The organism is Sphingobacteriales bacterium (assembly GCA_016719635.1).
Classification (GTDB): domain Bacteria; phylum Bacteroidota; class Bacteroidia; order Chitinophagales; family JADIYW01; genus JADJSS01.
The window spans coordinates 237,640-260,593 of the sequence record JADJYT010000016.1; the positions used below are offsets into that span (position 1 = coordinate 237,640).

Annotated in this window: 23 protein-coding genes; 8 read left to right on the forward strand and 15 right to left on the reverse strand. The window is 41.6% G+C overall.

Features of this window, described 5'->3' with window-relative positions:
• The first annotated feature begins 4 nt into the window (after positions 1-4).
• The 5 genes from IPM95_15780 (at position 5) to IPM95_15800 (ending at position 2,714) form a co-directional block, all read left to right on the forward strand.
• Positions 5-538: an RNA polymerase sigma factor gene (locus IPM95_15780; GenBank protein MBK9330717.1), complete on the forward strand. Its 534-nt coding sequence runs from the start codon at positions 5-7 to the stop codon at positions 536-538.
• A 35-nt stretch (positions 539-573) separates the two neighbouring features.
• Positions 574-1,200, forward strand: a complete 627-nt coding sequence (locus tag IPM95_15785) for a hypothetical protein (GenBank protein ID MBK9330718.1) — start codon at positions 574-576, stop codon at positions 1,198-1,200.
• A 21-nt stretch (positions 1,201-1,221) separates the two neighbouring features.
• Entirely contained in the window at positions 1,222-1,716 is a 495-nt protein-coding gene (locus IPM95_15790) for a hypothetical protein (GenBank protein MBK9330719.1), read from the forward strand.
• Between the two features lie 438 nt (positions 1,717-2,154).
• The gene (locus IPM95_15795) at positions 2,155-2,355 is read left to right on the forward strand and encodes a hypothetical protein (GenBank protein MBK9330720.1); all 201 of its coding nucleotides are present in this window, start codon (positions 2,155-2,157) and stop codon (positions 2,353-2,355) included.
• Positions 2,352-2,714 carry a hypothetical protein gene (locus IPM95_15800; GenBank protein ID MBK9330721.1) on the forward strand — a complete coding sequence of 121 codons (363 nt, stop codon included), beginning with the start codon at positions 2,352-2,354 and terminating at the stop codon, positions 2,712-2,714. The genes IPM95_15795 and IPM95_15800 overlap by 4 nt, the downstream gene beginning before the upstream one ends.
• Before the next feature lie 66 nt (positions 2,715-2,780).
• On the opposite strand, the gene recQ is transcribed toward IPM95_15800, so the two are convergent.
• Complete coding sequence (gene recQ, locus IPM95_15805) at positions 2,781-4,988, reverse strand: DNA helicase RecQ (GenBank protein MBK9330722.1); 2,208 nt, start codon at positions 4,986-4,988, stop codon at positions 2,781-2,783.
• A gap of 206 nt (positions 4,989-5,194) precedes the next feature.
• Here recQ and IPM95_15810 point away from each other — a divergent pair, with 206 nt between their 5' ends.
• Both IPM95_15810 and IPM95_15815 read left to right on the forward strand, forming a co-directional pair.
• Entirely contained in the window at positions 5,195-6,277 is a 1,083-nt protein-coding gene (locus IPM95_15810; protein ID MBK9330723.1) for a mannose-1-phosphate guanylyltransferase, read from the forward strand.
• Between the two features lie 77 nt (positions 6,278-6,354).
• The gene (locus IPM95_15815) at positions 6,355-7,995 is read left to right on the forward strand and encodes an amino acid permease (GenBank protein ID MBK9330724.1); all 1,641 of its coding nucleotides are present in this window, start codon (positions 6,355-6,357) and stop codon (positions 7,993-7,995) included.
• Positions 7,996-8,007: 12 nt separating this feature from the next.
• Here the strand turns inward: IPM95_15815 and IPM95_15820 are convergent, their stop codons facing one another.
• From IPM95_15820 to IPM95_15855, 8 genes are all read right to left on the reverse strand, one after another.
• Positions 8,008-9,537 (reverse strand): DEAD/DEAH box helicase, encoded by a 1,530-nt coding sequence (locus IPM95_15820; GenBank protein MBK9330725.1) that lies wholly within the window; start codon positions 9,535-9,537, stop codon positions 8,008-8,010.
• A 120-nt stretch (positions 9,538-9,657) separates the two neighbouring features.
• Entirely contained in the window at positions 9,658-10,557 is a 900-nt protein-coding gene (locus IPM95_15825) for a GHMP kinase (GenBank protein ID MBK9330726.1), read from the reverse strand.
• A gap of 19 nt (positions 10,558-10,576) precedes the next feature.
• Positions 10,577-11,896 carry a hydroxymethylglutaryl-CoA reductase, degradative gene (locus IPM95_15830; protein MBK9330727.1) on the reverse strand — a complete coding sequence of 440 codons (1,320 nt, stop codon included), beginning with the start codon at positions 11,894-11,896 and terminating at the stop codon, positions 10,577-10,579.
• Between the two features lie 13 nt (positions 11,897-11,909).
• On the reverse strand, positions 11,910-12,491 hold the full coding sequence (locus tag IPM95_15835; protein ID MBK9330728.1) for an NAD(P)H-dependent oxidoreductase: 582 nt from the start codon (positions 12,489-12,491) through the stop codon (positions 11,910-11,912).
• 13 nt (positions 12,492-12,504) lie between these two features.
• Positions 12,505-13,557, reverse strand: a complete 1,053-nt coding sequence (locus tag IPM95_15840; protein MBK9330729.1) for a type 2 isopentenyl-diphosphate Delta-isomerase — start codon at positions 13,555-13,557, stop codon at positions 12,505-12,507.
• A gap of 65 nt (positions 13,558-13,622) precedes the next feature.
• Positions 13,623-14,150: a hypothetical protein gene (locus IPM95_15845; GenBank protein MBK9330730.1), complete on the reverse strand. Its 528-nt coding sequence runs from the start codon at positions 14,148-14,150 to the stop codon at positions 13,623-13,625.
• A gap of 36 nt (positions 14,151-14,186) precedes the next feature.
• Positions 14,187-14,918 carry a M48 family metallopeptidase gene (locus IPM95_15850; protein ID MBK9330731.1) on the reverse strand — a complete coding sequence of 244 codons (732 nt, stop codon included), beginning with the start codon at positions 14,916-14,918 and terminating at the stop codon, positions 14,187-14,189.
• Between the two features lie 41 nt (positions 14,919-14,959).
• The gene (locus tag IPM95_15855) at positions 14,960-15,628 is read right to left on the reverse strand and encodes a metal-dependent transcriptional regulator (GenBank protein MBK9330732.1); all 669 of its coding nucleotides are present in this window, start codon (positions 15,626-15,628) and stop codon (positions 14,960-14,962) included.
• An 89-nt stretch (positions 15,629-15,717) separates the two neighbouring features.
• Here IPM95_15855 and IPM95_15860 point away from each other — a divergent pair, with 89 nt between their 5' ends.
• Positions 15,718-17,043, forward strand: a complete 1,326-nt coding sequence (locus IPM95_15860; protein MBK9330733.1) for an Nramp family divalent metal transporter — start codon at positions 15,718-15,720, stop codon at positions 17,041-17,043.
• Here IPM95_15860 and IPM95_15865 read toward each other — a convergent pair.
• The 6 genes from IPM95_15865 to IPM95_15890 form a co-directional block, all read right to left on the reverse strand.
• Positions 17,035-17,565 carry a hypothetical protein gene (locus tag IPM95_15865; protein ID MBK9330734.1) on the reverse strand — a complete coding sequence of 177 codons (531 nt, stop codon included), beginning with the start codon at positions 17,563-17,565 and terminating at the stop codon, positions 17,035-17,037. The two genes, IPM95_15860 and IPM95_15865, sit on opposite strands and share 9 nt — an antisense overlap.
• Positions 17,549-18,100, reverse strand: coding sequence for a CopD family protein (locus tag IPM95_15870; GenBank protein MBK9330735.1), 552 nt, complete (start codon positions 18,098-18,100; stop codon positions 17,549-17,551). The genes IPM95_15865 and IPM95_15870 overlap by 17 nt, the downstream gene beginning before the upstream one ends.
• A gap of 140 nt (positions 18,101-18,240) precedes the next feature.
• Positions 18,241-19,608, reverse strand: coding sequence for a hypothetical protein (locus IPM95_15875; GenBank protein ID MBK9330736.1), 1,368 nt, complete (start codon positions 19,606-19,608; stop codon positions 18,241-18,243).
• Positions 19,609-19,625: 17 nt separating this feature from the next.
• Complete coding sequence (locus tag IPM95_15880; GenBank protein ID MBK9330737.1) at positions 19,626-21,029, reverse strand: hypothetical protein; 1,404 nt, start codon at positions 21,027-21,029, stop codon at positions 19,626-19,628.
• Entirely contained in the window at positions 21,022-21,741 is a 720-nt protein-coding gene (locus tag IPM95_15885) for a type III pantothenate kinase (protein MBK9330738.1), read from the reverse strand. Before IPM95_15885 ends, IPM95_15880 begins: the two co-directional genes overlap by 8 nt.
• A 16-nt stretch (positions 21,742-21,757) precedes the next feature.
• The gene (locus IPM95_15890; GenBank protein MBK9330739.1) at positions 21,758-22,936 is read right to left on the reverse strand and encodes an amidohydrolase family protein; all 1,179 of its coding nucleotides are present in this window, start codon (positions 22,934-22,936) and stop codon (positions 21,758-21,760) included.
• Between the last annotated feature and the right edge of the window lie 18 nt (positions 22,937-22,954).

The following is a 22,954-nucleotide window of genomic DNA, read 5'->3' on the forward strand; positions in this document are numbered from 1 at the left end:
TCATATGCCTTTAACTGACGAAGAAATTTTATCCCTGTTTAAGGACCCCGCCTCCAAGGAGAAGGCATTTCGTCATTTATTAGCCAACTATCAGGAAAAGCTGTACTATCACGTGCGCAGGTATGTTCATCATCATGAAGATGCGAATGACGTGCTGCAAAATACCTTCATAAAGGTATGGGGTGGGATGGATCATTTCAGAGGGGAGTCGGGATTATATACATGGCTATACCGAATAGCCGGCAATGAGGCTATTACTTACTTAAACAAAGCCAGGAAGCACGCAACGGCAGATATTTCGGAAACGACCGCTCACTACAGAGGAGGAACCGACACAACGGATGCTGATATATTAACGGCTAAACTGCAGAAAGCGATTGATGCCCTTCCGGATAAACAGAAACAGGTATTTATCATGCGGTACTATGATGAGATGCCTTATGAACAGATTTCCACTGTTGTGAACACTTCTGTCGGCGCCTTAAAAGCCTCTTACCACCATGCCGTAAAAAAAATTGAAGAAATGCTGACCGCCTGATTAAACCTTTTAAAAAATAATGAGTCAAAATTACAATGAGCAACTCAACAGAAATATTGGATGAACTGAAAGCTATTTCTCCCGTTCTTTTCAAATTAAAGAAAGAGGAGCAAACTATATCCATTCCGGCTAATTACTTTGTTAATCTGGAAAATGTCATTTTTGAGCACATTCAGGCGAGACCGGGTATCCTGTCTTCAATAAACAAACAAAAACAGGAGGTTCCGGAAAGATATTTTGATACGTTTTCAGATATACTCTTAGCTAAGATTAAAACGGAAGAATCCATCCTTCAGAAAGGAAAAATTATTCCGATCATTTCCGGGAAGAACTCCATTATACAATTATTTTCCCGTGCTGCCCTGGCGGCATCCGTTATAGGATTGGTAGTGGTATTGGGTGCCAGCCTGTTCAACAACCAATCTATCGCTACAGATGATTGCAAAGATGGAATTGCCTGCCTGACACAGGAGGAAATTTATAATTACATGTACAAAAACAGCTATGACTTTGATGTGCATCAGGTTCAGGATATGGTAAAACCTGAAATAACCAGTAGGGAGCAAAAGACGATTGAAATCAACAAACAGGAGATTAATCAATACATTGAGCAGAATGCCGGAACTTTTGAGCTGGAGGATGCCTCCACGGATATCTTTTAACAACAATTAAAATTAACTATCATGCAAACAATACTCAACATTTTTATTTTGATGCTTAGCGTGACTACTTCGCTTTTGGCAGAACCATTACCCCCGGAAGGACAGGGAAATGAAAAGATTGAAGCCCTGAAAATCGGGTTTATTACCAATAAGCTCAAGCTGACCCCTGAAGAATCCCAGAAGTTCTGGCCGGTTTTTAATCAGTACGAAGCGGAAAAGAAACAAATCCGTCAGTCCACCATCGGAATGGTAAAAGAACTGAAAGAAGACGGAGACTTTACCAATGCGGAAGCCGAACAGGCCATTGCCAAATATGTAGAATTTAAGGCCAAAGATCTGGACCTGATAAAAAAGTACGTCTCTGAGTTCAGAAAAATCCTGCCAGCTACGAAGGTTGCCAAGCTGATAACGGCCGAAGAACATTTCAAAAAGATGCTGATGAAACAGGCGCAACAAGGCGGGCCGAACAAACCAGGTGGACAAGGACCTAAACCATGGAAAGGGCAGGGACAATAAACCAAGCATCGCATATCTTACCTGAAGAGCGGCATATATAAACTGCCGCTCTTTCTGGTTTGATTGCCGGTCAAGTTTGATTACTTTTAATACTCTAAAGAAATCTTATGAAAAAGGTTATCCGGGTTGTTTCGCTTTGTCTGGTTGCATTTACCTTTACATCATCCTGCTCAAACGACTCACCGGGGCCCTCAATCATCAGTACCATTCCTTCGAATTAATTGTAAAAGAGAAAAGCATAAGCGGGAATTTTGATTCTGTTGTTTTAAATATCCGCTTATTCTCCCATTCAGACACAATATTTGCAGACAGCATCTATGACAACATAGGGCATACAAGTGTGTTGATTAACACGTCCAGATTTGCACAGAACCGCTTTGTCTATTTCGGAAAAGATGAAGATTTAAGTGAATATGATGGAGATACCGTTGCCTATCTGTGCTTTTGGATGATGACAACAGAATATGCGGCGTCAATGACAATTATGCCATAAACAGGAATAATCCGTTTCAGGTGAGCGGTCAGGTTGGCTTCACCTATGACAGCGATAACAGCATAAAGGAACTGCCGTATTATGGTTATGAAACCAATAGCGGTTATTCCCCCTATATGCTTACATCCACCGGTCAGTTTTTTTGAATGCTGGCAGAAAGGACAGCCTTGTTGTCGTCTCAGAAGGGCCATCCTGCGGTTCGTGTCCTTATTGTATCGATACCGTAATTGTAACCTTTCTAGGCACCAAGAACTATACCAACGTATGCTCCCTGTCATTTCCTTCCATGCCCTCCGGTTACTATCCGTCTTCCAATGATTACTTACAAATGCTCTCCTTCCTTCCCTTTCCAAAGATGAATGGTAAACTGATTGATAACATCTATTATTCAACCAATCATACCAGATATAGCAATACATACACTTTTGATACAGCTGGCAGAGTAAAGACTGCCAGGATATTATTTTTCGGCTCTTCCGAAAAATTAATAGAATTTAATTATTAAACATCCCGCTTAAAAAGATAAAAAGCCGGACACAAGTGTCCGACTTTTTATCTTTTAATAACCTTTCTAATTGGCCACTTCACTCAGGAATTTGAGTCGGACCAGTTGTATTTCGCGCAGTTCGATATCTTCTGCTTTCAATTTTTTATAGGCAACATTAACATCATCACTTTCCGCCTGCATGAAGTAATCATAAATCTCTTCCTGAATATCTTCATCAACCGCATCATCGAGGTAATAATTGATATTTACCTTAGTGCCTGAATTAACAATGGAATCGAGTTCCGTTATCAAATCCTCCATGTTCAATCCGAATGAACTGGCGATGTGTTCCAGCGGCATTTTCTTATCGATGGATTTAATGATATTGACTTTGATATTGGAGTTCTTGTCTGCTGTCTTGATGATGGAAAAATCGGCAGAACGCTCAATATTATTATCTTCCACATACTTTTTAATCGCTTTCAGGAACGGCTCTCCGAATTTTTGCGCTTTCGCCGTATTGACACCGTGCATTTTGGATAATTCTTCCTTATCAAAAGGAAAAAACGTTGCCATCTCTTCGAGAGACTGTTCGGAGAAGATGGCATAAGGCGGTAATTTCAGCCTTGCACCTTCCGATTTTCGGATACTTGTGAGAATAGACATCAATGCAGGTTCCAGCACACTGCCGGATTTTCCATTTAACTGCAACTCTTCATCATCTTCCCCATCTTCAAATTTATTGTTCAAGACAATCTTTACCGAGGACGGTTTTTTAATGAATCTCTTTCCTTCATCCGTGAGTTTCAAAACACCATACTGTTCAATATCCTTCTCCAGCAAATTCAGGAGTATGGCCTTACGCACCGCCGAATTCCAAAACAGCATGTCGTGTTCCGCACCTTTCCCGAAAATCTTTAATTTATCGTAATTATTGGTAGTGATATCTGCAGACTTTCTGCCAATCAGGATGTTGATGGTGTTCGGAATATTGACTCGTTCACTGGTTTCGGCCGCTACCTGAAGGGCTAATTTAATTTCCTCCTTGGCTTCCAGTTGTTCCTTCGGGTGTAGGCAGTTGTCGCACTTGCCGCAGTTGCCCATCTCTTCACCGAAATAATGCAGCACAAATTTCTTGCGGCATTCTCCGCTTTCCGCATAGGCCTCCACCTCGCTCAGCTGCATCACGGCGATTTCTTTTTCCGATACCGATTTCTCTTTATTGGATAAGATGAATTTTTCAAACTTATGTATTTCCTTCGGAGAATAATAGGCGATACAGTTTCCTTCCAACCCGTCACGTCCGGCACGACCGGTTTCCTGATAATAATTTTCGAGTGATTTGGGGATATCAAAATGAATGACAAAACGAACATCGGGTTTATCGATACCCATACCGAATGCAATGGTTGCCACTATCACCTGCACGTCTTCCATCAGGAACTGGTCCTGACGCTCACTCCGCACGTGCGCATCCAGTCCGGCATGATAGGCGGCCGCATTGACACCGTTCACCTGTAATATTTCCGCCAGCTCTTCCGTAGAATTGCGGCTCAGGCAATAAATGATACCGGATTTGCTGCCTTCTTTTTTGATGAAGCGGATAATATCCTTTATGGCGTCCTGTTTGCTTGGCTTCGGACGTATTTCATAATACAGATTGTCTCTTAAAAAAGAAGAAATAAACACATTCGGTTTTTTCATGCCCAGTGTTTTGACGATATCCGACTGCACTTTCGGTGTGGCGGTGGCAGTAAGGGCGACTATCGGAATATTATCTTCAATCTCGTTGAGCATCCCTTTTATTTTACGGTACTCAGGGCGGAAGTCATGTCCCCACTCGGAAATACAGTGTGCCTCATCAACGGCCACAAAAGAAATCTTGATGGTTTTAAGAAAATCGATGTTTTCCTGTTTTACCAAAGACTCGGGAGCCACATACAGCAGCTTACATTTTCCGGTGGTGATGTCTTTCTTGACAATATTGATTTGAGACTTGTTTAACTGAGAATTGATAAAGTGTGCTATAGTATCCGTGCTGCTGTATCCGCGGATTAAGTCCACCTGGTTTTTCATCAGGGCAATTAACGGGGAAACGATAATGGCTGTTCCTTCCGAAATAATGGCCGGTAACTGATAGCAGAGTGATTTGCCTCCGCCGGTCGGCATGATTACAAAAGTATCATCCCCGGAAAGTATACTTTCAATAATGGTTTGCTGGTTGCCTTTAAATTTTTCAAAACCGAAATACTCTTTTAATGCACCTGAAATAGAAATGGGTTGAGCTGTCATAAAATCTGTTGTTAGAATAAAAACGTTCTCGCAAATGGAGAACGCAATTACTACATTAATATACTCAAAAATACCGAAATACCTGCGGTTTTAAGTGTTAAAATTGATTATCGCTGTTTTAATTAATTGTATATTCATACTACCTTCAAATAACAGGCAGGTATTCTTTTTTTCAGCGGTTGATTTGTTTATCTTTGCATCTGACTATGAGCAACAACACGTATGCAGCCATCATGGCGGGAGGTATAGGCAGCCGTTTCTGGCCTGCCAGCCGTACAGCAGTTCCAAAACAATTTTTAGACATTCTCGGTGTCGGCAGAACGCTGATACAATGCACCTATGACCGCTTCCTGAAGATTTGTCCTAAAGAGAATATTTTTATCCTTACACATGCCGATTACATTGATCTGGTCAAATCACAGCTTCCTGACATTACCGATGAGCAGATATTGACCGAACCTGCACGTAAAAACACGGCACCCTGCATAGCTTACAGCGCATTCAAAATCAACAAGTTAAATCCGGACGCCAACATTATTGTTGCTCCTTCTGACCATATTATCTTAAACGAGGAGGAATTTCTGCGGATTTCCAATCTGGCAATAGATTTTGTATCCAAAAACAATGCTTTATGCACATTGGGTATCCGTCCGACCCGACCCGATACGGGATATGGTTACATCCAGTATTTTGAAGAGGAAGTAAGCGAAGGCATACACAAAGTAAAAACGTTTACAGAAAAGCCACAAAAGGAAGTTGCCAAACAGTTTCTGGCAAGCGGCGATTTTTTATGGAATGGTGGTATTTTCATCTGGAATGTAAAAAGTATTCTGATTTCTCTGGAAAAGAATCTGTTGGAAGTATATGATGCCTTTGTAGAAGCGGAATCCAGCCTGCTCACCGGAAATGAAAAAAATGCCGTTGAAAAAGCATTTATCACCTGCCCGAACATTTCCATTGATTACGGAATTATGGAAAAAGCCGACAATGTGTACACGTTGCCTTCCAGTTTCGGATGGAGCGATTTAGGCACCTGGGCTTCCCTCTATGCGGAAAAAGAGAAAGATTATTTCAATAACGCGGTCAATGGAAAGAATGTGGTGGTTTACGAATCCACCAATAATATCATAAACGTTCCCAACGATAAATTAGTCGTGATTCAGGGTTTGGAAAATTTTATTGTGGTTGACACCAAAGATGTCCTTTTGATCTGTAATAAGGACGAAGAACAGCGTATTAAAGAATTTACCCACGATATTAAAATGAAAAAGGGCGATAAATACCTGTAGCTGAACGTAAATATTCAGGTATAATTTCTATATTCACTCTGTAAATATTTCATTTTACTTATCCATAACCTATTCCTATGGCCAACCTGTTCGCTAGAAAACCCCTACACCTGTTAATGCAGGAAGCAGATGAATCTGAGAAAGGATTAAAGAAAACACTGGGAGCAGGCGGCCTCATTGCCTTAGGCATCGGAGCCATTATCGGAGCCGGATTATTTTCCATCACCGGCGGCGCTGCTGCAAATAATGCAGGCCCTGCCGTCACGCTTTCTTTTGTAATTGCGGGGATTGGCTGTGCTTTTGCTGGATTATGTTATGCCGAGTTTGCATCGATGATTCCCATTGCCGGCAGTGCCTATACCTACTCCTATGCAACGATGGGAGAATTTGTGGCATGGATTATTGGGTGGGATCTGGTACTGGAATATGCGGTGGGTGCAGCAACGGTAGCCATCAGCTGGAGCAGGTACCTTGTAAAGTTTTTTTCCAATCTGGGTATCGATTTGCCCGTCCAACTGGTGATGTCTCCATTCGATTCCGCCACCTTATCAGATGGAACTGTAGTACAGGGTATGATTAACCTGCCGGCTGTTTTCATTATCGTTATCGTTTCACTTATTTTAGCCAGAGGTATCAAAGAATCCGCCACCTTCACCACCGTGATTGTCGCACTAAAACTCGTAGTCGTTTTTGCATTTATCATCTTAGGCTGGAAATACATGAATCCGCAAAACCATGTTCCTTATATCATTGAAAACACCGGAAAGTTCGGTGAATATGGCTGGAGTGGTATTGTAAGGGCAGCTGCCATTGTATTTTTTGCCTATATAGGATTTGATGCAGTATCTACCGCTGCACAGGAAACCAAAAATCCGAAACGGGATATGCCAATTGGTATTTTAGGTTCACTGGCCATTTGCACGGTGCTCTATATTTTATTTGCACACGTGATGACAGGATTGGCGAACTACAATGAGTTCAAGGGCCAGGACGGTATTGCTCCGGTCGCTGTTGCCATATCCCACACACCGTTTGTATGGCTGAAACAAGGCGTTATCATGGCCATTCTGGCGGGTTACTCTTCCGTGATCTTAGTATTGCTGCTTGGTCAATCCAGGGTATTCTTTTCCATGAGCAGAGACGGGCTGATTCCAAGAGTATTCTCAGCAGTACATCCCAAATTTCAAACGCCCTTTAAATCCAATATGTTGTTTGCCGTATTTGTGAGCTTATTTGCAGCGTTTGTTCCCGGCAGAGTGGTAGGCGAGATGACGAGTATAGGAACGTTGTTTGCATTTATATTAGTCTGTATTGGCGTAATGATCTTAAGGGTAAAGATGCCGGAAGCACCCAGAGCCTTTAGCACGCCCTTGGTGCCACTGGTGCCGATATTAGGCATTGTCACCTGTTTATTCATGATGGTATTCCTCCCGCTGGATACCTGGATACGACTGGTCGTTTGGATGATTATAGGATTTGACCTTTACATCTTATACGGTATCAAGAACAGTCACATCGGAAAAGGTTCGGAAGACAACAGACAGGCATATGTTATCAGTTCATCCGGATTAATGACGTCCATCGTATTGATAATTGTAGCGATTATTCATCACAAGACAGCAACAGAACCGGATACGGGATTGTTTGTCTTCTCACTGGTATTCTCGGTAGTCCACATCATTGGATTCCTGATGCATTACTATAAGCATAAGAAATAACGACTCCGGAAGTTATTCTTCACTAAACGGCAAAGCGCCTTTCAGCTTGGCATGCAGCTTCTCATTATAGCTTTCCAGCAGGTAATTGAAATAATTCTTGGTAGCCTTGCTCAGACAGCTGATATAGACATTCAGCCGGTATTGGATTTCATCCTGCAACGCATTAATCAATGGCAATGCATCCAGATAATTGGTCGTATTCTCTTTAACACGCAGGAAATGGTTTTCTATGGAAACATCCAGGCACTCTAGTGTTTTCTTTCCTTTATTATATAAGTTGTAATACTCTCTTTCCATATCAAAATCAAAATTCTCTGTGTTAGGGAAATGTTCTTTTACCGTATCCGGCAAATCGTAAATCAATCCTTTTTCCATCTGTATCTCGCGCTCATACAGATGCTCCAGGAATTTTTCCGGATTGATAAATACATCCCGCCAGTCTATATAATCCTGCCACAAACCAAGACGTCTGGCATTATTACCCAAATCGATTACGGTGAAATGGCTCTTGCTTGGCAGACGTCTGCTGCCCCGTCCTATCATCTGATGATATAAGGTAAGCGAACGGGTCGCTCTGTTTAAAATGATACAGTCCACTGTTGGCTCGTCAAAACCGGTTGTAAGAATTCCAACAGAAGTGACAATTGCATCCGGTGTTTCTTTCAACCAAGCCAACACATCCTTTCTGTCCTGCTTGTTGCTGGTGCTGTCTAGATGTTTGATGGCCACACCCTGATCGGTAAAAAATTTTTCTACGGATTTAGACGTTGCAACAGAACTGTTAAAAATCAACACCTTTTTCCCTTTTGCCTTTTCCTGATAGGCACGCAGCAATTTTTCATGCATATCAAAATGCATGTAAATCCGGTCGAGAGAACTGACTGTATAGTCGCCGTCTATCCCTACTTTCAGTCCACCCAGATGCACATCATAGGTATAGGTGGTGGCATCACTCAGATAGCCTTTCGAGACCAGCTCCTTAATAGAGTCGCCGATAATCAGCTTCTTATAATTCTGTCGAAGCGGTAAGTTCTGATTGGAACTCAGAGGTGTAGCCGTTACACCTAAAATGATTGCATTCCTGAAATAGTGAAATATTTTTCGGAAGGAATTATAATGCGCCTCATCCACAATCACCAGGTCTATGTCCTGTAAATATTCTTCATCATCTTTCAGGCGGTTGTTGAGCGTTTCCACCATCGCCAGAAAACATAAATACTCCTGCTGGTCCGGGATATCATCCACTTCACTGGTAATGAGCTTACAATGAATGCCGGCTTCTTCCAATGCGTTGGATGTCTGTTTCAGCAACTCAATACGGTGTGTCAGAATCAAAATTTTCTTCTGATGTTCCTCTATATATTTTCTGGAAATCTCAGAAAAGATAACGGTCTTACCACCACCCGTCGGCAATTGGAAAACAATGTTTTCCCGTTTTTCATTTTCCTGCAGGTGCTGAAATATACGCTGGATATATTCTTCCTGATAGGGATACAACTGCTTGGCGGTTTCCGCTCTTTCCTTAATGCCGGTTATCTTCATGAAATGCTGTTAGTAGTGTCACTCAAAAATTACACCATCTCCGGCTTACTTTTTTGCAACCGCCCAATATACAAAATTTAAAGCGTGCCTGAAAGAAAGAGATATGCACACTCCAACAATTTACGTTAATATAACTTCCTGAAAAGTGAGGACAGTAGGAAATCCTTTATCTGAAAAATAATGTTTTATCTTTTCCGGAGACTCATCGCATGCCGCCAGCACAAAATCTCCGCCCCACGCCCCCAATGATTTAATGGTTCCGGGAAAATCCTTAAACCGGATTTCTTTTACTTTCTCTAACCCTAATGCATCCGACAGGATGTTCTCGTGAACTTCAAGGTAATAGCAGAACTCATCGAGTTCATTAGCCTGAATGATTTTACAGGTCAATTCGGAAATCTGTTCAATATAGGGTGTTTTATCAACCGTCAGGTTTCTATAATGCTGAATTCCTTCGCGCGAATTTTGTTTTCTGCCGAGATGAACGAAGTAGAGATGGTTGGAAAATGAAGGCTGATATTCTACAGGATTTGAGATGTGAGATTTGAGATTTGGGAACTTCTGAAACGTAATCGGCTGTCTGGCTGTTGCACAGGCAATATCATATCCGCTTCCGCCAAATGTTTTTGACAATATTTCATACGGATCTGCCCCGCTCCATTGTGCCACCAAACTGATTAAGGTGGAGGAAGAACCGAGTCCCCAATCTTGCGGAAAATCGAGTTTTGTGATGAGGTGAGAGGTGAGAGGTGAGAGGTGAGAGGTTTGAAGAATACTTTGGAGCATTTTTGCAACTCCATTATCGCTGGCTGAAATGATTTCTAAAGAATCTGAAAATCTTGCTTCAAACCAGAGGTTGTCTTCATGGTCGATGCTTTCCCATAAAATTCCTTTTCCTGCTGTTTCTTGAACTGTGAGTGTTTGGCCGAATTTTGTTGGAAGCGCCAGGCCAATGGCACCATCCAGAATAAAATATTCTGCAGTAAGCAATAATTTCCCGTGGGCGTGGTAGGTCTTCATTCAACAACAGATTCCGGAATTATTTTACCCCATCTTTTGCGCTTCTAAATTGCTCCAGCATCACACGCGTCGTGGTAAATGAAACAATCTTATCCTTAAAATATACCAACGCATATTCTTTTTCTTCTTCGGTGGCGTTGTAATGATTCAGGATATTGAGCAAATGCATTTTCATGTGTCCCTGCTGAATACCCACCGTTGTCATGGCTTTCAATGCAGCAAAGTTTTGTGCCAGTCCCGCCACCGCGCAAAACATCATCAGCTGCTCGGCATTCGGGTTGCCCAGTATCTGCAAACTGCGTTTTACCAGTGGATGCAATTGTGTCAAACCGCCCACGGTCCCGACCGCCAGCGGCAAATCTATCCAGAATTTAAAGATGCCGTTTTCCACCGTGCAATGCGTCAGGGAACCGTATCTTCCGTTGCGTGCCGCATAGGTATGCCCGCAGGCTTCCACCGCACGGAAATCATTTCCGGTAGCAATAATCATAGCATCCACCCCATTGTAGATTCCTTTGTTGTGCGTGGTCGCACGATGCGGATCCACTTCTGCAATTTTCACGGCGATACGTACTTTTTCCGCAAATTCTTCCGCACTTATATCACCGAAACTTCCGAGTTCTTCCACTCTGCATTCCACCGTTGCGCGAGCCACACAATCCGGTGTGTAATTGGAAACGATGGCTAAAATCACTTTCACCGTTCCGTATTTAGGGTTTTTCCCAACTGTTTCTTTCAGTGTCGAAGCATATTCTTCCAGGCAGGTATTGATGAAATTGGCACCCATTGAATCGCAGGTATTAAAGGATGCTTTCAATTGAAAATAACCGTCTTCGTACTGCGTCATGTCTACCAGTTCTATCTCTTTAACCCCTCCGCCGCGTTGTTCCATATTAAAAGAGATATACCTGCTGCCTTCCAACAACTGTGCTTTGATGGTTGGAAAATCTGCCTTTAATTGTGCCTCATCTCCTTTATAAATAAAATGTACCTGCCCGATTTTCGTGGTGCCTAAAATTTCCGTTTTAAAACCGCCTCGGGTACTCCAGAATTTTGCCGCGTTGGACATGGCTGCCACTACAGAACTTTCTTCTATTGCCATGGGCAAACAATAATAGTCGCCGTTAATCAAAAAATTAGGTGCAACAGAATACGGGAAAAAATAATTGGTGATGGTATTTTCTGAAAACTCATCTAAGACCTTTTGCGTTTTCAAATCACGATGCCAGTAAGAAATCAATTCTGCCTTTGCCTCCTGATCATCATTCAAATAGTTGGATACAAGCCAGTCTATTTTTTCCTCTTTACTGAGTTTGGAATATCCCGCTATATTTTTCATAGGTATGTGTTTTTTATGCTAAAATTTTTCCTAATTGTAAAACCTTCTTAAGGTGTGATTCCCTTTTGTCTTCTGTAATATTCCTTATGGGCGAAAACACCGTCACCCTTACCGGGGTGATTCCGCAAAACTGTAAAATGGTTCTCTTTAATTGGTTTATCCCCGGATTGCCATAGACCAGCCTGAAATACCAATATGGAGTATCCATTGTACAAATAATATGAGCTGATCTTCCAGTTAACAATTTATCCCACCAGACAGAATTTTCCTTATACTGAAAGGCAAATCCCGGCAAAAAGAGTCTGTCAAAAAAACCTTTCATCATTGCCGGCATACCACCCCACCAGATTGGAAAAACAAAGACCAAATGCTCCGCCCATTTTATCTTTTCCCATGCATCCAGCAAATCCGGTTCAAGCTCCGTGCGTTTCTGATAACCATATGGAAGATTCGGACTGAATTGTAAATCTCTGATGATAATCTCCTTTATTTCCGAGTTGCCCGCTGACGCACCTTCCTTATAGGCTTCTGCAAGGGCAAAATTCAAACTTTTTTTATTGGGATGGCCGTTAACAATTAGTATCTTCTTGCCCATAGTATCCGGACGTTTATCTCACCTTAAAAAATGCTTTTGCCAGCTGCAGCCCTTTCAGCTGATTGTCTACATACCCATACAATTCATCGTATCCGATTTCTGCATATTTCAGCAAAGCGGAGGCTTGCCCATATACGGCATCTGCCTGTAATTTCTCCATCAGGTAATATCCATCCAGAAAAGACCGTATACCTCCCGAAATAATAAACTGCCGGCAGGTAAAGTTAGCGCCCAACTCTGTTTTCAGTTCGTTAATACATGCAACCATCTCTTCTGCGCTATGTCCTATATGTGAAATGGAGTTAAAGACCTCCAGTTGTGTTTCGCTGCTTCGCAACAATTCCAGTTTAGAAAAATTAGTGCCGCCATGAGCCGCAAATTCTATTGCTTCTACCGGCATTTGCACCAAAGCGCGCAAGCTCTCTTTTCCAAACCCCTGGCCCACTTCTTTTACTATAACCTTTTGGTTGGTTTTATCCAGAAATTGCTGAATAGTTTTAACGGGGGCCTCCGTTATCTTATCACCTTCCGGCTGCAGCCATTCCTGCAATGGATTCACATGGATGATAATTCCGTCTGCCTGTAATTTATCAACCAGTTGGTCTATCTTATACAGTTCCCTGTTCTTTAGCAAGGCGGCTAATTGCGCGATACCAATATTGGCATAAAACGGCGACTCATCTCCGATGACTTTTCTGAAATCGAAATCACGGATACGTTCATCGCTTTCCAGCAAAGCCCTGCAGGAACCTAATCCCATGCCCATGCCAAATTCATGACACACTTTTGCGAGATTGGAATTAATCTGATACGCCTTTTCCGTACCACCCGTCATACTGGATACCCAAATCGGTGCATTCAACATTTTACCCAGAAACGGAAACGATACAGGTTTTTGTGCGGGATGTGCCGATAACATCGGTTCATAGGAGAACCTTTTATCAATAGACAGGCTTTCTACCTGTGAGCGGAACGCAAGCTGAATGTGGTCTTGTTTGCGCTCGGCGGCAGTCGGGTCGGCAGCGGGTATTTTTTCTAAACTATCCAATAATTCAAAGTTACGCATATAAACGGATGCAAACGTTAAATGTTTTATAGAATTTTGATTACAAAAACCTATAAAGAAACTCTTTATTGCACATTTAACGAATAGGCTGCATTTTGCAAGTCTTTCAGCCACAGCTGTTTTTTATGACGCAGCAGCCAGCCTGCAGTCTGATAAATATGCCCGTCTTTTGTTTCAAAAACATCCAGTACAAACAAGAACCGGTGGTCTTGCTTCTCAGAAGATACAATACCGGATATCTGATGTTCTCTTACCTTCAGATTGTCTTTTGTAACAAATGTCGTGTCTTTTGCCTCGATATTAGGTTCCTTTAGATTCTTTTTCAACTGAGTGGTAATGGAGTCGTACATGATATCAAAACCCTGCTCACCGGGTTTCATACCATGATCTACCAGAATAAAGAAAATATCCCGGTAATCATTTTTCACCTGCAAAAGTGTGTTTTTTGCAGGATATACATCATCCGTTTCAAAAAGATAAGAAGGATATTGGATACTGACATTCTCATGAGAAAACGTTTTGGGTTCCTTGCTGTATTTACAGGAAATAAGAACACAGCAGGCAAAAAGCGGCAGTAAATGCGATATTTTCATGCAGCAAAGATACAAAACAGCACCCAGAATGATATTCTAAAAACTGATTTTGCTGCCGTTTTGTTGCAGCCATTTCCGATGGATGGCATAATCCGGCATGGCGGCAGCCACGTGTTTCCAGAATCTGGAGGAATGATTCATCTCCTTGAGATGTGCCAGTTCATGCACGATAACATAATCAATGACAGAAGGCGGTGTCAGCAGTAGCTTGGTAGAAAAAGAGATCTTCCGGGCAGCAGAACAACTGCCCCAGCGGGAGATAGTATGTTTTAAGTCCACCTTCTGAATGGTTTCCCTGAAATAGATGTCATTCCAGTAGGATGTTCTCCTTTGAATTTCCGGCAGAAAGTATCGTTCTGTAAAACGCAACAGAAACCGCTGTATCTCCTGCACCTGTTTTTTATCCGACAGATGCTCGTGCAGATATATTTTTAAAACATTTTCGCCCCGGTAGCTTAATTTATTTTTCCCGCCAGCGATGAACTCTATATCTATGGTAAAAGTGGTTTGAAAAATCTGCAGGGTTTTTCCCTGATAATAGGCTATGCTATGCTGGTGTTCCTGGTAATATTTCTTTTCGTGAATCTGCTTTTTCGCCCATGCTAGGAACTGCTTCAGCGTTTTTTCCTTGTCCACCACTGAAATATGTTTGGGTAGTCGTACAATAATCTCACTTTTACCCAGAGACACACGTGACGAATTCCTGGACTCCACTATAATCTTAACGGGAACAGGAAAATTATCGGTGCTGATTACATTAATGCTCACTATGTAAAAGTAAAAAAGCAGAATCGTATTATCTCTCTTTTCTATAGTGCTTTTACCCACATATTTTGTGCCGCATCCTTGCTGATGGTAAGCTGTTTCCGTTCATTGACAATTAATAATATGGTTTCGTCAAATTCTTCTTTGTCAATAATCTTGATTTTATCGTTCAGTTCTAATTGAATCTTATTGAGGTATTTTAAAAATGCAGCTGATTCATCGTTCACATTTGCCAGCAAATATTGCCTTTTTAATTTGGCATCTGCAAGACAAATGACATTCGGGACTAAAATAGTTCCCTGCTTATCGGGTATAGGATCCCCATGCGGATCGAATTTGGGATGTCCCAGGTATTCATCCATTCTGTCTATCAGTTCATCTGACCGGACATGCTCCAGCTGTTCGGCAATATCATGTATCTTATCCCAGGTGAATTTCAGGTTCTTCACCAGAAATGTTTCCCACAGCCTGTGTTTGCGCAATACCTGGACGGCAATCTGCATCCCGTTTTTGGTCAAAGAAACACCGTAATATTTCTTATATGCCACCAGTTTTTTGTCTGATAGCTTTTTAAGCATATCTGTAACCGAAGCTGCCGAATGTTCCAGTTTGTAGGCTAAGTCATTCGTCTTTACCGTTCCGCCTTCATTCAATTCACTCAACTGAAAAATATACTTGAGGTAATTTTCCTCCACGGCGCTTAGTGTTGTCATGATTATAAAAATTTAGGCTAATCTAAAAAAAATATTGTTATCTTAAAAATTTATATTCTAACATTGCGCTGACCACAAGCTAAAAAATCATGCTGTTCAAAGAAGATAACTGGAAATTAAAACGAACCATTGTTTCGTTGCCGGAGGTATTTGCGAGTATTGCCGTTCCTAAAAAAGGAGGATTCTGGCGAAAACTGGCGGCATTTGGCGGGCCCGGATTGATGGTGGCTGTCGGATATATGGACCCGGGCAACTGGGCTACAGATATAGAAGGCGGTTCGCGTTTCGGCTATACACTCTTATCCGTTATATTAATTTCTAATCTGTTTGCCATCCTGCTACAGCATTTATCGTTGAAATTAGGTATCGTAACGGGGCGAGATCTGGCGCAGGCATGTAAAGACAGTTATTCCAAACCGGTCAGTATGGTGCTTTGGATCTTATGTGAAATCGCTATTGCCGCCTGCGACCTGGCAGAAGTCATTGGGTCCGCCATTGCCATCAATTTACTATTTGGCATACCGCTCACCATCGGCATCATTATTACGGTATTGGATGTACTGATCCTGCTTATGTTGCAGAACCGCGGTTTCAGATACCTGGAGGCATTCGTGGGTGGGTTGATGTTTATTATATTCTGCTGTTTCAGCTACGAATTATTAATATCCAAACCGGAGTTTGCAGCCGTTGTCAACGGCATTCTGCCGGATACGGAAATCATTACGAACGGCGATATGCTCTATATTGCCATTGGGATCTTAGGCGCTACGGTAATGCCACATAATCTGTACTTACATTCCAGTATCGTTCAAACCCGTAATTTTGAAAAAACAACTGACGGCAGAAAAGAAGCGATAAAATTCGCCACAATCGATTCAACGGTTTCGTTGTTGTTTGCCTTTTTTATCAATGCCGCCATATTAATACTGGCGGCTTCCGCCTTTCATTTTACAGGCCACCATGAAGTTGCTGATATCAATGATGCCCACAAATTACTGGAGCCTATCTTAGGTGTAAAATTCGCATCGACATTCTTTGCCATCGCACTATTGGCCAGCGGGCAAAACTCCACCTTAACAGGAACCTTGGCGGGACAAATAGTGATGGAAGGCTTCATCAACATACGTCTAAAACCGTGGCTGAGAAGGCTGATTACTCGCCTGGTGGCGGTCGTTCCCGCCTTAATAATTTCCATCTTATATGGTGAAAGCGGCACCGGGCGGCTGTTGGTCTTCAGTCAGGTAATCCTGTCCCTCCAGTTAAGCTTTGCTGTCATCCCCCTGATTCAATTTACAGGCAACAGCCTTAAGATGGGTGGTTTTGTAAACGGGCCCTGGCTGCAACGAATCGCCTGGGTGATAGCAGCCATTATCCTTGGGCTGAATATGTATATGCTGACAGGAATCTTATTGTAAATCCAGTTCATATTTATCAATGACCCGGGTATTCAACGCGCCTTTCCTGACATAAAGGATGATAGCTGTCGGATTATCCCTGAGTTTCTTTCTGGTATCTGCATCAATATTCAGCCGGTATTTTTTGCCGTTCCACTGATATGTGATATATTTTGATTGTTTCTTCAGAGATTTGGAATAATAAGTCAGCGGACATTTTATGACCTCCGGCGAACTATTCCGGGAAGACTGAATAATATAATAATTTACGGGAATCTTTATCAGAAAAAATAATAACGATGCAAGAATGATTCCATATACTGCGTACATAAATTTTGTCGCATTCTCTTTAATGTTCTCTTGCTTTTTTTGAACATATCCAATGCCCCATGCCGCAACCACACAAAAAGCAGCCAAAAATAAAGTCAGGTTTATCCAACATGGAAAATTGATAATGGACTGCGTTGACTTTCTGTACAGGTACAGCAGTATGACAAATCCCAATACTGCGGGGAAAAAATATCTTTTAAGGTTTTCTTTCATTTTTTTCACGAATGATTTTATACAGTTTTATCCCAAGCATTAGAACGACAACTAAGATAATCAGCCCGGCAATGCCGCTTAGCCAGCTCAAGTTGGTCCTTACTATCACCAGAAAAACAATTGCAAATAAAAAGATGGTAGCTACTTCATTCCATATCCTCAACTGTGTCGAGGTGTAATTAAAAATTTCATTCTGCTGAAGTTTAAAAATATACTGCAGCGAGAAATGATAGACATACAAACCCAAAACAAATGCAAGTTTGATCTGCATCCAGCTTTGAGTCAGGAATCCTGGCTGGATTGTCAGCAATAATACCGCCAGGCACAAAGTGATGACTGCGGACGGCCAGGCAATGATGTACCAAAGCCGACGCTGCATCAGGAGCAACTGCCCTACCAGAATGGATTTTTCCGGTTCGTCTTTTTCACTGGCCTCTCTGGAATAGATAAACAACCTTGGCATATAAAACAACCCGGCAAACCAGTTTACCACAAAAATGATATGCAGCGACTTGATATAGTTGTAATACTCCATTGCTCTGTAAATTTACAATTTACATGACAGCATGTATCCGTTGTCGAAATAAAAAATCCGGAAATGGATCTTCATTTCCGGATAGTGCTGACTGTTTTATTTTTATTTTTTGGGTTTGGTTTTTGGGGGAGATGCCGGTGTTAGTTTTTTTTTTCAACTCCGGGCGCACCGCCACCTGATTTTACCTGAACCGTTGTCGCTTCATTGATCCAGCAACCTATGGTATAAGGAGCGCCGGCTTTTAATTTTTTAGCTGTTATCTCTGCTTTTGTCGGCAAATACTGCGTATAGGTAGAAATCATCTTTTGAGCTTCTGTTTTGGTGTCATCTGTACCTACCTCAATTGCCTTTCGGAAATAATCAAATGCCGGCCATAAGACAATCTGGCTTTGGAAGCCGGTGCCGGGTCCGCATAATTTTCCGCTGGCTGCATACAACGTTCCTATCAACAGATAAGCCTTCCCTAAATTAGGATTCAGCGTAAGCGCCAGTCTTGCCATCTCACGAGAGGCAGCAAAATCATTTTTATCCGCTTTCAATGAAGCCATGATATAATATAAATCTGCTCTCTTGCTGGAATCTTTTTCCTTAGCGACTGCATTTTCATATAACACATAAGCTTCGTCAAACTGATTGTTCTTCATGTAAATACTCCCCAAGCGAATGGCATAACTGTAATTGGGGTCGAGTTGGTTCAATTTCTTCAGGAACTCAACATTCAGAGAGCTGTCCGCACAGCCTTTTGTTTTAGTATATACCGTACGCACGACGTCAGGATCATTTGGATTTGCATTATATTTCTTCAGGTATATCTCCAATAATTTTGCACAGTCCGACGGATCGCTTTTATCTGCGAAATTTTGTGTATATAAATCATCTATCAGGGTTTTAACCTCTTTATATGCCTGCAGCTGCTTATTATCGGGCTTGGCAATATTTTTATCTATAACAGCGGTTAACTCATCGTATTTCAATTTTATAAAATCCGGCGTAATATCCCCTACACCATTCTGATTGATCAATAACTTGAAATAGGTCTGGATGTAATAGGGAAATGCCTTATCACCGCTTATCTGTATGCTTTGTTCAAGGAATTTACGCGCCTGCGGAATATCTGCATTTTTTCCATATTTCAATAAGTCAATCGCTTTTTTACCGAGAACATATTCATCTTCTCCGTGACATTTAATCTGGTTGTCATAAATCATGAACAGGGTATCAATATACTGCTGACGCAATGTATTGTCGGTAGTCGTCTGAATCAGATTGGTATACATTACTCCGCCATCGATAAACGTTTGTTTTCTGAAACCAGGGGCATTTGCATACATGTTTCTCCATTGTGGAAATGCATCACCATATAAGTTCTTTTTAAAGAATTCCCGGTAAATAGAATACGCAGGAGTGGTTTTGATACTGTCGCCGTCAATATACCGAGGACAGTTTTGAGCCTGCAGGATACCAAGCATCAAGAACCAAGAACCAAGAATCAAAGCAATTTTTTTCATTTTCTAAAGCATATTTATTAATAGTATCTTCTTTTTACAAACCATTTGTCATTTAAAGAAATGCCGAATTTAAGACGTACAAAGTTTTCACGGACAAGGTTATTTTGTATAGTCCCTCTGCTTCCTGCTTCCACTCCGATGTTAAAAGCATACGTGTAGACTTTCTGTAGTAATCCTTCATTGCTCGCTGTGGTAATGATTATAGGTATACCTATTCCAAAGTTTATGCCAAACTCATCGATTGCCTTATTATTGATATTGATATTGGTTCTGGTATAGTTAAATCCGGCCCGGTATTTCAGGCGGGCAAAGAATTTTGAGAAATCCTTGTCATTGGGCAATATCTCTCCGCCGAAAGCAACTCTCCAGCTATTACTCAGTCGGGAAGCGGAATTATTTTCGTAACCCACATATTTGCTCCAAGGCTGGAACTTAAAATCAATTCCGACCTTCCATTTTATTCCACGGGATGCCATTATCCCTATATTAAAAGTAGCCGGGATTTTTATGGAGGCTGCTTGGCCGAATGTTTCAGAAAGCGTATCCAGAATCCCGGTCGTCAGTGTTCTTGGTCTGATAAAGTCCGTTATAAAATCATTCACGCCGGCATCCGGTGTTCTGGAGCTCAGATAGCCGGATTCAAAAGAGTAGGTCCCATTATCTATATTGGTGCCTTTGCTGAATTTAATGGGTGCAGAACCAGATAAACCAAATACGATATTATAAATTTTAGAACTGTCTTTCTTACTGTTTATGGTGAGATTATATTGTGCCCCGGCATTCCATATGACACTGCTAACCTTGGTATCCGTAAACGTCCAGGTTGTATAAGCCGAATTATCAAAAGAACCCGTTATTTTATCTAAAGGATAAACCAACGTGTTGTTATTGAGTTTTCCAAATAAGTACCCTATATTAAACCCCAAATGAAACCCCTTATACTTGAAGCCGTTTCCCCAAGAAACATTATACAGTGTTCCAGTTCCTTCATATTCGTATTTAACACTGTTGGAGGTATCAAATGTCTGTGTTTGCGAAACCAGGTAGTCTTTTGCCGAAAAAGGCAATAACGAAACGCCGGTTGTCCAGTATTTATTTACAGGAAAAAACAAAGAAACATAATTCAGGCTAAAGGTATTTTGCTTAGCTCTTAAAGCCGTGGTTCTTAGTGTCGTAAAGTTACCGCCAAAGCCTGCGTCAAACGTGGTCAGCTGTAAAGCGGCATAAGAAGCGGGGTTCAGATAGTTTACTGTTTCACCGGACTGGAACGCAGCACCCAATCCCCCCATCTGCGCGGACTGAGCATTATTGTTGTCAGCAGCAAAACCTAATCCATATCGGGAATACGGGGTATGCTCCTGAGCCACTGATGACTGGATGGCAATTGTAAAAAAGAATAAAAGTAGAAAGGTATTACGCATTGTATTCCAATATATGATTGAGCCCCATAAGTGTTAAATTGGGAATGGCAAATATCTCCTTTTTAAGCCGAGAAACCAACAAATCAGCATCTCCGCCGGTAATAATAATGTTCATTTGAGGAAATTTAACTAAATATTCATCTATCATTCCGTCTATTTCTTTGGACGCAGCCAGCAAAACGCCGGAAAGCAGGTTGGTTTTAGTATCATTTCCAATCAGTTCGGCCTTGTTTTCCAATTCTATTAAAGGCAATTTTCCGGTAAATGTATGCATCGCCAGCAGTCTCATTTTCAATCCGGGATGAATACTTCCTCCCAGGAATTCATCCCGATTATTGATAAAATTGAAGGTAATGCAGGTGCCGCAACCTATCACCAGGTTATTTTGATGCGGAAACCGGGCATGTGCGGCAGCAACCAGCGCCAACCGGTCTTTCCCCAAAGAATTTTTACTGGCATATTGATTCAAAAAGGGGAGTGGTGTAGTCTCGCTCAGAATAATATTCTTTTCGGCCTTCAAGGTGATGCCTGAAAGATAATCCGGCAGATCGATGGTGCTGGAAATGATGACCCTCTGTATATCAAATCCATCCATCATGTCTTTCAGAACGGCAGATTCGGATGTATCGAAAGTAAACACCGTCGACAATGCTGATTGGTCAAAAACACCCATCTTGGTGCGCGTATTGCCTATGTCAACTGCTAAATTCATTCTTCAGTTTCTATATTTACAATTTGACGGCAATGGATTTGTCCGTTAATTTATTATTTTCCATATCCTGTATCCATACCAGTCCTGGTATTTTTCCTACCTCAATACTCCCCAACTCGTTTTCAAAACCAAGCGCTTTGGCACCATTGATCGTTGCCCATTGCAGTACCGATTCAAAATCAAGGTACGACTGATATTTTAAAATGGTTTTCATCTCTTCCAAAATATTCAATTGCCAGTTGGAAGTGAGACTGTCCGTCCCGATACACACCGTCGCATGAGCCTCCATAAACTTCTTATATTCCGGCAGGCGGTTCTCAATATATAAATTGGCATTGGGGCATGTTGCCCAAAAAACCTGCTCTCTTCCCAGCCGCGCATGCGCAGCATTAATATCATCGATTGTAGTTAGTGTATTGTGCACGAATAAATTCCTGTTCTCTTTTTTCAGGTATTCCAAAGCATAATAAATCGAAGGCATTCCGAATACAGGAATATCCTTTGCACTAAAACCTATTCTCTCATAAAAAGAAATAAAGCCTCCTCTTTTACTTAAAAAAAGCTCGTTCTCCGGCGGTGTCTCCTGGTTGTGAATGGAGATGGTAAGGTGGTCACAGCTGTTTTTCAGTGCATCAAACAGTTTTTGCGAAACGGAATACGGTGCGTGCGGCACCTTCGATTTTTTATTAAATGTATCGGCCTTTAAGCTGTCAAATACTGCATCGTATTGCTGAAGAATTTTGTTCGTATCCGCCTCCTGGAATAAATCAAAATACTCTACAAATGTGTAATAATGCAACCTGCTTTTTTGTTTCTGTATAAACGTATCTGTTGTATTGGAAATGTCGCCGACGGCAACTATCCCCCTTTCCAGCATATTTTGTTCTTCCCTTACTATTGCTTCCTGTATAATTTCCTGCGAATGGTTTCTGTTCTTAATGACTTGTGCAATGAAATCAATCAGGCCGGTGCCGGTTTGTGTGATACCTTTCAGGTGTGATAATTCAAGATGACAATGTGCATTGATAAAACCGGGAACAATAATCCCCTGATATATCTCCAACTCCGCAGAATCAAATTTATCCCGTGTGGAAATGTCTGTAACCTTGCCCTGTTCATTCATCACCACCACTCCGTCTTTTATAGGTGCAGCAGTAACGGGAAAGATGATATCGGCAGAAATCTTACGGTACATTTCTCAAAAATACGCAAA